This window comes from Streptomyces sp. NPDC054794, assembly GCF_053611585.1.
Map to the genome: position 1 here is coordinate 87756 of NZ_JBSHAQ010000037.1, position 11366 is coordinate 99121.

Below are 11366 nucleotides of genomic sequence, written 5' to 3' on the forward strand. Positions count from 1 at the left end.
GCATCGTACGCGGGTGTGGAGGAGTGCCGTGCCGCGGGGCCGCGGCGCGGACGGCCGAGCGAAACGGCGGGCGGCGCGGGATCATCGAGCCATGGATGTCACCCTGCACCTCGCCCAGGACCCCGAGGCCGACGCGCTCCTCGGCCGCAGTCCGCTCGCCGCGCTGACCGGGATGCTGCTGGACCAGCAGGTCCCGATGGAGTGGGCGTTCAAGGGTCCGGCGACCATCGCGCAGCGGCTCGGCGCCGACGACCTGGACGCGCACGAGATCGCGGCCCAGGACCCGGAGGCCTTCGCGGCGCTGCTCTCCGAGAAGCCGGCCGTGCACCGCTACCCGGGGTCGATGGCCAAGCGGATCCAGCAGTTGTGCCAGTACCTGGTCGAGCAGTACGACGGGGACACCGAGGCCCTCTGGCGGGACGTCAGCAGCGGGCCGGAACTGCTGAAGCGGCTGGAGAGCCTGCCCGGGTTCGGCAAGCAGAAGGCGCAGATCTTCCTGGCCCTGCTGGGCAAGCAGTTGGGCGTGCGGCCCAAGGGGTGGCGGGAGGCCGCCGGGGCGTACGGCGAGGCGAAGTCCTTCCGTTCCGTCGCCGACATCACCGGACCCGAGTCGCTGGCCAAGGTGCGGGCGCACAAGCAGGAGATGAAGGCGGCGGCCAAGGCGGCGAAGACCGCGGGGAAGTAACGCGGGGGAGCGCGGACACAACGCGGGGAACGGGCCGTAGCACCGGCCGGGCGGGGGGCGCCCGGCCCGGGCTCAGCCCGGTGTCAGCCGGGTGGCCCGCCTCAAGTGGCAGCGCGGACCGGGCCGGTCCAAGCATGGATCATGACCGAGCCACCGAGCAGCGGCTCCGCCCGAGGGCCGCACTACGACGACCGCCGGGTCCACGCCGGGCACCCCCCGGGCTCCGGCAGCCGGCACGAGCCCGAACCGCCCTTCGAGGGCCCTCTGCACGCCCTCTCCCGCGCCGCCTGGCAGGTCGTCCTGCTCACCGGCATCGCGTCCCTGATCCTGGGCGTCCTGGTGCTGATCTGGCCCGGCCCCTCGCTGCGCGTGGCCGGCTTCCTCTTCGGGCTCTACCTCCTCATCAGCGGTGTCTTCCAGTTGATCGCCGCCTTCGGCACGCACCGGACGACCTCGCTGCGGATCCTGGCCTTCATCAGCGGCGCCCTGTCGATCCTGCTGGGCCTGTTCTGCTTCCGCGGCCCCATGCAGTCGATCCTGCTGCTCGCCCTGTGGATCGGCATCGGCTGGCTGATCCGCGGGATCACCCAGACCCTGGCCGCCGCCTCCGACCACGCCGTGCCGGCGCGCGGCTGGCAGATCTTCCTCGGGATCGTCACCTTCGTCGCCGGGATCGTGCTGATCGTCTCGCCGTTCGAGTCGGTCGCCGTCCTCACCGTCTTCGTCGGCGTCTGGCTGGTCGTGGTCGGCATCGTCGAGATCGTCACCGCGTTCCGGGTCCGTGGGCACGCCGACCAGATCCCGCGGGCGCTGTGAACCCCGCGCGTACGCCGTGCGAGCGGAATCCGGCGCCGCCGCGCTGAACGCCGTACACCCGCCGGGGAGATGACCTTGCATGAGCGCCACACGAAGCCTCGCGCGCGGCCGCGGACTCCCGCGCGACCGCGCCTGGCTGCGGGCGCTCGTGCTGCTGCTCGTCCTGCTGGTGCCGGGGACCCGTGCCGAGCTGCACGCGGCTCCAGTCGCCGTGGCCGGTGACCTCGCCGATCACGACGTCCTCGACACGGCGCCGCGGCCACCGTTGCGCGCCGCCCACCAGCCCGTCGTACCGACGCGCCCCGAGTCCGCTCCCGCACCGGCGCCCGCCGTCCCGGCCGGCTGCCCGGCGGCCGCACCTCCGCGGCCGCCGCACATGCTGCCCGCCCTGCGCTCCGTGGTCCTGCGCTGCTGACGGACCCCTCGCACCAGGTCCGTCAGTCCCCACACGAGGAGCACAGTCATGCCCACCGACCCGTACGCGGTCCTGCGCGCCCTGCTGCGCGCGGAAGCCGCTCGCAGCACGTCCAAGCCCAAGCCGGAGGCGGTCGCACGGGACCAGCAGCCGCCGAAGGAACGGAACCGCTGATCCCCGCCGGCGCGGCGGGGTCCGCCTAGCGTCTCCGCCGCGCCGTCCCGAAGAGCGACCTGGTGATCTCGCGTCCGAGCTGCGTGCCGATCGAGCGGGCCAGGGACTGGAACATCCCGCTGCCGACGACCTGTTCGACGACCGACTCCTGCTTGTCGGCCTTCGGCCGGGCCTGCGCTCCGGCATTCGTCCGTGCCCGCGACTGGGCCCTCAACTCGTCGGGCCCCTTGGCCCCGCGCGTGATCTCGTCGGGTCCCTTGCCGCCGCGTGTGATCTCGTCCGGCCCCTTGCCCCCGCGCGGGGCGGCCGTCAGCTTCTCGTACGCCGACTCGCGGTCCACAGCCTGTGCATAACGTTCGTGGAGCGGCGACGCCAGCACCGCCCGGTCCAGGGCCGCGGCGTCCACCGGTCCCATCAGCGACTCCGGCGCGCGCAGCCGGGTCGCGGCGACCGGGGTCGGGGCGCCCCTCTCGCTCAGGACCGTGACGACCGCCTCGCCGATGCCGAGTCCGGTGAGGAGTTCCTCCAGGTCGTACGCCGAGTTCGGGAAGGTCTTCACCGTGGCCCTCAGGGCCTTCTGGTCGTCGGGGGTGAAGGCGCGCAGCGCGTGCTGGATCCGGTTGCCGAGCTGGGCGAGGACCTCGGAGGGCACGTCCTTGGGGGTCTGCGTCACGAAGAAGACACCGACCCCTTTCGAGCGAATGAGCCGCACGGTCTGGGTGATCGAGTCCAGGAAGGCCTTGGAGGCGCCGTCGAAGAGCAGGTGCGCCTCGTCGAAGAAGAACACCAGACTCGGCTTGTCCACGTCCCCGACCTCCGGCAGGTCGTGGAAGAGGTCGGCCAGCAGCCACATCAGGAACGTCGAGAACAGCAGCGGCCTGTCCTGTACGGCGGGGAGTTCGAGGACGGAGACGATGCCGCGCCCGTCCGGTGCCGTGCGCAGGAACTCGGACGTGTCGAACTCCGGTTCCCCGAAGAAACCGCCCATGCCCTGCGCCTCGAAGGCGGTGAGGGCGCGCAGGATCACCCCGGCCGTGGCGGTGGACAGACCGCCGATGTTCTTCAGCTCCGGCCTGCCCTCGTCGGAGGTGAGGAAGGCGACGACCGCCCTGAGGTCCTTGAGGTCGATCAGCTCCAAGCCCTTGGTGTCGGCGTAGTGGAAGATCAGGCCGAGGGACTGCTCCTGGGTCTGGTTGAGCTGCAGCACCTTGGACAGCAGCACCGGGCCGAAACTGGTGATCGTGGCGCGGACCGGAATGCCGTGCCCGATGCCGCCGAGGGCGTAGTACTCCGCCGGGAAACCGGCCGGCCGCCACTGCTGGTGGACCTCGGCGGCCCGCGCCCCGACCCGCTCGCCCGTCGGTCCCGGCGCCGAGATCCCCGACAGGTCGCCCTTCACGTCGGCCAGGAAGACCGGCACACCCTGCGCCGACAGCTGCTCCGCGATCAGCTGGAGGGTCTTGGTCTTGCCGGTGCCGGTGGCGCCCGCGACCAGGCCGTGGCGGTTCAGCATGGGCAGCGGGACGCGGACCTGGGCGTCGGCGTGGCAGCGCCCGTCCCACAGGAGGGCGCCGAGATCGAGAGCGGGACCGGTGAAGGCGTACCCGGCGGCGATCTTCAGGGCCTCCTCCGGGAGGGCCGGAGCGCTCCCCGGTGCCTCGGGAGCGGTGGCGGGCGGCATGGTCTCGCGATCACTCATCTGGGGCCCCTGTTCCCGTTTTGCCCTGCTTTAATGCATCTTTTCCAGCGTCGCACTCCGTCGCCATGGCTGCGCCCGGAACGTCTTGACCGGTAGGCTTTCCGTGTGATCTTCAAGCGCATCGGAAACGGCCGGCCGTACCCCGACCACGGCCGGGAAAGCACCCGGCAGTGGGCGGACGTCGCGCCGCGCCCGGTCCGCCTCGATCAGCTCGTGACGACCAAGGGGCAGCTCGACCTGGAGACCCTCCTCGCCGAGGACTCGACCTTCTACGGCGACCTCTTCGCGCATGTCGTGAAGTGGCAGGGCGACCTGTACCTGGAGGACGGCCTGCACCGCGCGGTCCGCGCGGCCCTGCAGCAGCGCCAGGTACTCCACGCGCGCGTGCTGGAGTTGGACTGACGCTTCGGCGGCCAATCCCGCCGGCGCCTCGCCGGGCCTTTCCGCCCACACTTCGCCGGGTGCCGCTGCGACGCGCCCTCGCGGGCACACGTGGGAGCGCTCCCGGGACACGCCCGGGTAACAGGTTGGCCCTTTCGGGTTCTCCCGTACGGCAGTCAATGATCATCTAGTAGGAATCACCGCCGGGGCGCACTACGCTGCGCCCATGAGCATGCTGACTCCCCCTGGCATGGGCGGCCAGTACCGGATCACGGGGGACAAATACCCACGGATGCGCCCTCCCCGGCGGCGCGGCAGGCTCGTGTTCGGGCTGGTGGCCTCCGTGGCCGTGCTCGGCCTGGTCGGCTGGGGCACCCTGCAGCTCATCGACGTCTTCACCGGTGGCAAGAAGACCACGGCGGCCGGCGCCAAGTCCGACTGCGCGAAGATCAAGGCGCAGCCCGCCGCGACCAGCGTCGCGCTGCCCCGCCCGGACCAGATCACGGTGAACGTCTACAACGCCACGCAGCGCACCGGCCTCGCCAAGACCACGGCGGACGAGCTGAAGAAACGCGGCTTCAAGATCGGCGAAGTGGGCAACGCGAGCGGCCAGTTCGACAAGAAGGTCAAGGGCACCGGCCTGCTGCTCGGCCCGACCGCGGCCCTGAAGACCTCGCTGCCGGTGCTCGGCACCCAGCTGGGCGGCACGCAGACGCAGACCGACACCCGCAAGGGCACCGCCGTCGACCTGATCCTCGGCGACGCCTTCAAGAACCTCGCCCCGCAGACGGACGCCGACCAGGCGCTGGCCGCACTGACCGCGCCCCAGCAGGCGTCCGCCACGAAGAAGAGCTGTTGAGCGGTCGTACGACCTACTCGGCCGCCCCGTAGAGCCGGTCTCCCGCGTCGCCCAGGCCGGGGACGATGTAGCCGTGCTCGTTGAGGTGGTCGTCGACGGCCGCCGTGACGACGGTGACCGGGGTGCCCGCGAGTTCGCGCTCCATGAGCTCGACGCCCTCCGGGGCGGCGAGCAGCACCACGGCGGTCACGTCGTCGGCGCCGCGCTTGATCAGCTCCTGGATCGCCGCGACCAGCGTGCCGCCGGTGGCCAGCATCGGGTCGAGGACGTACACCTGACGGCCGGAGAGGTCCTCCGGCATGCGCGAGGCGTACGTGGAGGCCTGCAGCGTCTCCTCGTTGCGGATCATGCCCAGGAAGCCCACCTCGGCGGTCGGCAGCAGCCGGACCATGCCGTCCAGCATGCCGAGGCCGGCCCGCAGGATCGGCACCACCAGGGGGCGGGGACGGGAGAGCTTGACGCCGGTGGTGGCGGCGACCGGAGTCCGGATGTCGATCTGCTCGGTGCGCACGTCGCGCGTGGCCTCGTAGGCGAGCAGGGTGACCAGCTCATCGGCCAGCCGGCGGAAGGTCGCGGAGTCGGTGCGCTGGTCGCGCAGCGTGGTGAGCTTGTGAGCGACCAAGGGGTGGTCGACGACGTGGAGACGCATGCCCTTAACAGTAGCCGCGCCGCGGAGCCCCTGGCGCTGGCATCAAACCGCCCGTCCGGGGGAAAGTGGGAGGGACGGACGGGGGTGGTGTGCCGATGCCTGACCTGCCTGAACCGGAAGCCCAAGAGGATCCGTCGCCGGAGCGGTCGCGGGCGGAAACGGACGCCGAGCGCCGGCGTCGGCGCGCCCAGTTCCTGCGCGATCTCGCCGAGGCACGGGAGCTGCGCGACCGGGTGCAGCCCCGCCGCGCCAAAGCCGCACGGCTGCGCCACGCCATGCGCATGCGCACGTTCCGCTGGTAGAGAACCGACCCGGGAAGATCCCCAGGGACAGGGATGTTGGCAGGGTGGGCGTGCGTGGACATTGAGGAAAGCCGCGTACGATCCGCAGGTGGCGGCAACGAGTGCGCTGGTGGTGCGGTCGCGGGCGTTCGGCTGTTTCTTTGCGTACGTGCGATCAAAACTGCCAGACACAGGGAGCCGAAGACGTCCCCTGAACGCCTTGTTTCTGCCACGATTCCGAGTGGGTGGGGCTCGGAGCGCAGCTCTCCCCGCCCAGAACCTCCGCCGGGGGGACCCCCAACCGGCACGCCTATGACCAGTGGGAGAGTCACGGTGTACTTCGCCGCACTGCTCGCGCGCACCGAAGACGGGTGGGAAGCGAGCGACACAGAGCTCGACGATGTGGAAACCCTGTCGGATCTGGCCGACCTGGCCCGGGAAGCCAATCCCGACGAGGACACGGTGCTCGTCCTGATCGAGCAGGAGGACGCCTGGTTCGGCGTCGTCCGCGTGGACGGCGAGGACGACCCTCGCATCTACGTCTCGGACGCCGCGGCCGCCGCCCGCAGCGCGTACGGCGAGCTGCTGCTCACCGACGAACTGCTCGGCCGGGAGCCCGGCTCCGACGACGGCCCGGACCTGGACGCCCTGGACCTCGACGGCACCGAGGACGGCGAGTCCGAGGACGACGAGGACGAGGACGGTTCCGCCGCCGACGCGGTGCCGCACAGCCCGGTGGGCGACAGCGAGATCCTCGACGACCTCGGCGTCGGCGAGAAGGAGCTGCGCGCCCTGGACGCGGAGGACGCGCTGGGCGCGATCGCCGAGGCCCTGGGCGCCTCGGAGGTGCTGGAGACCGTCCGCTGACCGCACAGGACACGGACGGTGTGCCGGACCCGGTACGCGACCGCTGGCGGGCCGCGATGCGGCTCGCCCTGGACGAGGCCGAACAGGCCGTCCGGGGCGGGGACGTCCCCGTCGGCGCCGTCGTGCTGTCCCCGGACGGTACGACGGTGCTCGCGACCGGGCACAACGAGCGCGAGGCCGTCGGCGACCCCACCGCGCACGCCGAGGTGCTTGCCCTGCGACGGGCCGCCGCCGCGCTCGGCGAGTGGCGGCTGACCGGCTGCACGCTCGTGGTCACGCTCGAACCCTGCACGATGTGCGCCGGAGCCCTGGTCCAGTCCCGGGTGGACCGCGTCGTCTACGGCGCCCGCGACGAGAAGGCCGGCGCGGCCGGCTCCGTGTGGGACCTCGTACGGGACCGGAGGCTCAACCACCGGCCGGAGGTCATCGAAGGCGTACTGGCCGGAGAGTGCGCGCGCCTGCTCACGGAGTTTTTCCGGGATCGATGAATACCGATTTCAAACCATGGGCCCCTGTGCTGTAAGGTCTCCCTCGGTAGCGTGTCCGAGCGGCCGAAGGAGCTCGCCTCGAAAGCGAGTGTGGCGCAAGTCACCGAGGGTTCAAATCCCTCCGCTACCGCTGAAGAAGGGCCCCGTCGAAAGACGGGGCCCTTCGTGCAAGCAAAGGAAGAAATTCACGGGGGCGGCCGCTCAAGTACCCACGGCCGTACGGGGAAAGGCGTGAACGGCACTCCACAATGGCCCGCGACCTGCGGGCCGTTGGTTCCCGAAAGCGGCATGAACGTTACACTCGCCGCCGGCACCACGGGGCCCGAGAAGGCGCAGCTATCACAGGGGAGGCCGCGGTGGCGGTGAACGCCAAGAAGATCGCCGTGTACGTGCTCGTGGTCTTCGCGCTGTATGTGATCATCACAGACCCGGCCAAGGCCGCGGACTACGTCCAGATAGCCTTTGAGGGCATATCGGACGCCGCCAAGGCCATCGGCGACTTCATGACCTGGATCGCCAACGGAGCGAAGAACTAGCGAAGAGCCGAGGGAAGAGCCCATGATCCGCCACCTGGTCCTGTTCAAGCTCAACGAGGGCGTCGAGCGCGACGACCCCCGGGTCGTGGCGGGCGTCGAGGCCTTCCGCGCCCTGGGCGGCCAGATCGAGGAGCTGCGCTTCTGGGAGTGCGCCTGGAACATCAGCGACCGCCCCATCGCCTACGACTTCGCGATCAACTCGGCGGTCGAGGACGCGGACGCCCTCAAGCGCTATCTGGAGCATCCGGCGCACCAGGCGGGTGTCGCACTGTGGCGGGAGTTCGCCACGTGGGTGATCGCCGACTACGAATTCTGAGTCACGCGCGCCGGAAGCCCTCCGCCGGAACGGCGGGGGGCTTTCATGCGTATTGTGTCCCAACTTCCCCTCAACACGGCATTATGCGGTGCTTGCACACAGTGCACATGTCTTGTGATGCTATGACCGCTTTTGACGGATGATTGACCGATGAAGAGGTGGCGTTGACCGTGTCGGCCAGTACTGCGCCGCCCCAGGAAGAGGCGCCTCTCCCCGCCCCCCTCCCCGCCTCCGACCACCCTGCCGCCCCCACCCAGGAGAAGCGCCGCGGCGCCGACACCCGCGCACTCACCCAGGTGCTCTTCGCCCAGCTCAAGGAACTGCAACCGGGCACGCCGGAGCACAACCGGGTGCGCGGGGCGCTCATCGAGGCCAATCTGCCGCTCGTGCGCTACGCGGCCGCCCGCTTCCGCTCCCGCAACGAACCCATGGAGGACGTGGTCCAGGTCGGCACGATCGGGCTCATCAACGCCATCGACCGCTTCGACCCGGACCGGGGCGTGCAGTTCCCGACCTTCGCGATGCCCACGGTCGTCGGCGAGATCAAACGATACTTCCGGGACAACGTCCGCACGGTCCACGTACCGCGCCGGCTGCACGAGCTGTGGGTCCAGGTCAACAGCGCGACGGAGGACCTCACGACGGCGTTCGGCCGCTCCCCGTCCACCGCCGAGATCGCCGAGCGGCTGCGCATCAGCGAGGACGAGGTCCTCTCCTGCATCGAGGCGGGCCGCTCGTACCACGCGACGTCGCTGGAGGCAGCGCAGGAGGGCGACGGGCTGCCCGGCCTGCTGGACCGCATCGGCTACGAGGACCCGGCCCTGGACGGCGTGGAGCACCGCGACCTCGTCCGCCATCTCCTCGTCCAACTTCCCGAACGGGAACAGAGAATCCTTCTGCTGCGCTACTACAGCAATCTCACCCAGTCGCAGATCAGCGCGGAACTCGGCGTGTCCCAGATGCACGTCTCGCGGCTACTCGCGCGTAGCTTCCAGCGACTCCGCTCGGCGAACCGGATCGACGCCTAACCGCAAACAGGATCGATTGATCACCGGCACGAGCGATTCGCTCACCAGGGCGGTTCCCGACAGTTGCCAGCCGAAAAGCCGTCAGACCCCCTCTTTCCAGGGCCGATTCGTAACTCACATGTCGACATGTCACTACAGCGTGTTGCCGACATGTGACATTCTGCGGGAAGCGCGTTTGCCGTGGCTCCGGCTCCGGTATTCAGGTGAAGGCTGCGTTCCTTCGAGGGGCGCCGCCGCGACCGTCCCGCGACCCAAAGGGGGTGGCATGTCCGCAGAACAGGGCAGCTCGAAGGTGCTCGCGCCCACGAAGAGCGAGGCAGCGCCCAAGGAGCTCGACGCTCTCGACGTGCTCGACGACGTCACTGCCAAGGCCCTTGAGGCCGCCCCGGCACCGGCCCTCCCGGCCGCCGCCGAGGCCATCGACACCCGCACCCTGTCCCGCTCCCTGTTCCTGCGGCTCGCCGCACTCGACGAGGACAGCCCCGAGCGTGCCTACGTCCGGGACACCCTGATCGAACTCAACCTCCCGCTCGTCCGGTACGCGGCGGCCCGCTTCCGCAGCCGCAACGAGCCGATGGAGGACATCGTCCAGGTCGGCACGATCGGCCTCATCAAGGCCATCGACCGCTTCGACTGCGAACGGGGCGTCGAGTTCCCGACGTTCGCGATGCCGACGGTCGTGGGCGAGATCAAGCGCTTCTTCCGCGACACGTCCTGGTCGGTGCGCGTCCCGCGCCGGCTCCAGGAGCTGCGCCTGGCCCTCACCAAGGCCAGCGACGAGCTGTCCCAGAAGCTGGACCGCTCGCCGACGGTCACCGAACTCGCCGCGGTGCTGGGCGTGTCGGAGGAGGACGTGGTCGACGGCCTCGCGGTCGGCAACGCGTACACGGCGTCCTCGCTGGACTCCCCCGCCCCCGAGGACGACGGCGGAGAGGGCTCCCTCGCCGACCGCCTCGGCTACGAGGACACCGCCCTGGAGGGCGTCGAGTACCGCGAGTCCCTCAAGCCCCTCCTCGCCAAACTCCCGCCCCGCGAACGCCGGATCATCATGCTGCGCTTCTTCGCCAACATGACCCAGTCGCAGATCGGCGAGGAGGTCGGCATCTCTCAGATGCACGTCTCCCGCCTCCTGACCCGCACGCTGGCCCAGCTGCGGGAGGGGTTGATCTCGGACTGAGGGTCGGCCGAGGAAGGGTCGGAGGCGGCCGGAATCCCGGCACACGCCTTCCGATTTGACGAAGCGTCAGCCAACATGACCCGATGCTTCGTACGACACGGTCAACAGGCTCGACCCGGTCGACGTGGTCGGCATGGACTCATGGCCGCCGAGGCGCCGTTACGGCAGCGTCGGCGGCCGTCGTCTGCGCGGGCGCCCTCCTGACGACGACGTACGGAGACGGAGGACGCCACGAGGGCTACGTGGCGGTGGGCCCGGCGGCCGGCACGCCCCAGCCGTCGGGCGGATCGCTACGCCCGGGGGACCGGGTGAGACTGGTCCCGCTGAAGGGAGAAGGTGGCACGGAAAGGGCGGAGGGAGCGGAGAAAACGGGTTCCACGCCGACGGATGCGACCACATCCAAGGACAAGACCACCCCCCACGCGACTGACCCCACCTCTGCAGGCGAGGGGACTGGCGACGCACCGACCACTGGGGATGAAGCCGACTCCGCACCCCCGGCCCCGGCCCCCTCCCCGTCCTCATCGCCTCCCGCGACGACACCTCCGGGCGCTCCGCACCCGCCTCCCGCCCCGGCCGCGCTCACCTGGACGGACCCCGCCCCCACACACGAGCCCAGCGACGAACGCTGGTGCGACGAGGTGACGGTCTCCCTCCACAACACCGGTGGAACCGCGGTCCGTTCAGGCACGGTGACTTTCGGAACACACATCATCGGAGCCCTCGGCATCGACTGGGCGACGATCGAATCGACGGCGCCCCTGCCGACGCCCATCGCCCCCCGCACACGCAAGGCCAAGACGTGGACGGTATGCGTCGACACCTGGCGCGTACCCCTGGGCATGCATGTGGAGACGCGGGACGTGTCGGTGGAGTGGGAGTAGGGGGCGAGGGCGGGACGGCGGGACGGCGGGACGGCGGGACGGCGGGACGGCGGGACGGCGGGACGGCGGGACGGCGGGACGGCGGGACGGCGGGACGGCGGGACGGCGGGA

The 11366-nt window shown here is 70.6% G+C and carries 16 protein-coding genes and 1 tRNA gene; 15 read left to right on the top strand and 2 right to left on the bottom strand.

Annotated features, from left to right (window positions below; all coding sequences use genetic code 11):
- The first annotated feature begins 91 nt into the window (after nucleotides 1–91).
- The 4 genes from ACWGKT_RS32405 to ACWGKT_RS32420 all read left to right on the top strand — a co-directional run bounded on the left by ACWGKT_RS32405 (nucleotide 92) and on the right by ACWGKT_RS32420 (nucleotide 2090).
- A complete protein-coding gene (locus ACWGKT_RS32405; RefSeq protein WP_356154015.1) occupies nucleotides 92–685 on the top strand; it encodes an HhH-GPD-type base excision DNA repair protein in 594 nt (197 codons plus the stop codon).
- Between the two features lie 141 nt (nucleotides 686–826).
- A complete protein-coding gene (locus ACWGKT_RS32410) occupies nucleotides 827–1501 on the top strand; it encodes an HdeD family acid-resistance protein (protein WP_356154012.1) in 675 nt (224 codons plus the stop codon).
- A gap of 79 nt (nucleotides 1502–1580) precedes the next feature.
- Entirely contained in the window at nucleotides 1581–1916 is a 336-nt protein-coding gene (locus tag ACWGKT_RS32415) for a hypothetical protein (RefSeq protein ID WP_453276467.1), read from the top strand.
- Between the two features lie 48 nt (nucleotides 1917–1964).
- Nucleotides 1965–2090 (top strand): hypothetical protein, encoded by a 126-nt coding sequence (locus ACWGKT_RS32420; protein WP_356154007.1) that lies wholly within the window; start codon nucleotides 1965–1967, stop codon nucleotides 2088–2090.
- A 25-nt stretch (nucleotides 2091–2115) separates the two neighbouring features.
- On the opposite strand, the gene ACWGKT_RS32425 is transcribed toward ACWGKT_RS32420, so the two are convergent.
- Nucleotides 2116–3789: a helicase HerA-like domain-containing protein gene (locus tag ACWGKT_RS32425; RefSeq protein ID WP_453276468.1), complete on the bottom strand. Its 1674-nt coding sequence runs from the start codon at nucleotides 3787–3789 to the stop codon at nucleotides 2116–2118.
- Between the two features lie 105 nt (nucleotides 3790–3894).
- Here ACWGKT_RS32425 and ACWGKT_RS32430 point away from each other — a divergent pair, with 105 nt between their 5' ends.
- Both ACWGKT_RS32430 and ACWGKT_RS32435 read left to right on the top strand, forming a co-directional pair.
- Entirely contained in the window at nucleotides 3895–4191 is a 297-nt protein-coding gene (locus tag ACWGKT_RS32430) for a type II toxin-antitoxin system VapB family antitoxin (RefSeq protein WP_003999914.1), read from the top strand.
- 205 nt (nucleotides 4192–4396) lie between these two features.
- Nucleotides 4397–5029 (top strand): LytR C-terminal domain-containing protein, encoded by a 633-nt coding sequence (locus ACWGKT_RS32435; protein WP_453276469.1) that lies wholly within the window; start codon nucleotides 4397–4399, stop codon nucleotides 5027–5029.
- Between the two features lie 13 nt (nucleotides 5030–5042).
- Here ACWGKT_RS32435 and upp read toward each other — a convergent pair whose 3' ends face one another.
- Nucleotides 5043–5678 carry a uracil phosphoribosyltransferase gene (gene upp, locus ACWGKT_RS32440; protein ID WP_235459590.1) on the bottom strand — a complete coding sequence of 212 codons (636 nt, stop codon included), beginning with the start codon at nucleotides 5676–5678 and terminating at the stop codon, nucleotides 5043–5045.
- Between the two features lie 95 nt (nucleotides 5679–5773).
- Here upp and ACWGKT_RS32445 point away from each other — a divergent pair, with 95 nt between their 5' ends.
- The 9 genes from ACWGKT_RS32445 to ACWGKT_RS32485 all read left to right on the top strand — a co-directional run bounded on the left by ACWGKT_RS32445 (nucleotide 5774) and on the right by ACWGKT_RS32485 (nucleotide 11255).
- On the top strand, nucleotides 5774–5980 hold the full coding sequence (locus ACWGKT_RS32445) for a hypothetical protein (RefSeq protein ID WP_356153998.1): 207 nt from the start codon (nucleotides 5774–5776) through the stop codon (nucleotides 5978–5980).
- Between the two features lie 312 nt (nucleotides 5981–6292).
- Nucleotides 6293–6826: a tRNA adenosine deaminase-associated protein gene (locus ACWGKT_RS32450; protein ID WP_235459595.1), complete on the top strand. Its 534-nt coding sequence runs from the start codon at nucleotides 6293–6295 to the stop codon at nucleotides 6824–6826.
- Nucleotides 6827–6882: 56 nt separating this feature from the next.
- Entirely contained in the window at nucleotides 6883–7314 is a 432-nt protein-coding gene (gene tadA / locus ACWGKT_RS32455) for a tRNA adenosine(34) deaminase TadA (protein ID WP_235459596.1), read from the top strand.
- A 45-nt stretch (nucleotides 7315–7359) separates the two neighbouring features.
- Nucleotides 7360–7444 (top strand) — tRNA-Ser (locus ACWGKT_RS32460).
- Between the two features lie 226 nt (nucleotides 7445–7670).
- The gene (locus ACWGKT_RS32465; protein ID WP_235459591.1) at nucleotides 7671–7850 is read left to right on the top strand and encodes a hypothetical protein; all 180 of its coding nucleotides are present in this window, start codon (nucleotides 7671–7673) and stop codon (nucleotides 7848–7850) included.
- A 22-nt stretch (nucleotides 7851–7872) separates the two neighbouring features.
- Entirely contained in the window at nucleotides 7873–8166 is a 294-nt protein-coding gene (locus tag ACWGKT_RS32470) for a Dabb family protein (protein ID WP_356153995.1), read from the top strand.
- Between the two features lie 164 nt (nucleotides 8167–8330).
- Nucleotides 8331–9194, top strand: a complete 864-nt coding sequence (locus ACWGKT_RS32475; protein ID WP_453276475.1) for an RNA polymerase sigma factor SigF — start codon at nucleotides 8331–8333, stop codon at nucleotides 9192–9194.
- 265 nt (nucleotides 9195–9459) lie between these two features.
- The gene (locus ACWGKT_RS32480) at nucleotides 9460–10371 is read left to right on the top strand and encodes an RNA polymerase sigma factor SigF (RefSeq protein WP_235460997.1); all 912 of its coding nucleotides are present in this window, start codon (nucleotides 9460–9462) and stop codon (nucleotides 10369–10371) included.
- Between the two features lie 692 nt (nucleotides 10372–11063).
- Nucleotides 11064–11255, top strand: a complete 192-nt coding sequence (locus ACWGKT_RS32485; RefSeq protein ID WP_453276470.1) for a hypothetical protein — start codon at nucleotides 11064–11066, stop codon at nucleotides 11253–11255.
- Nucleotides 11256–11366 lie beyond the last annotated feature (111 nt).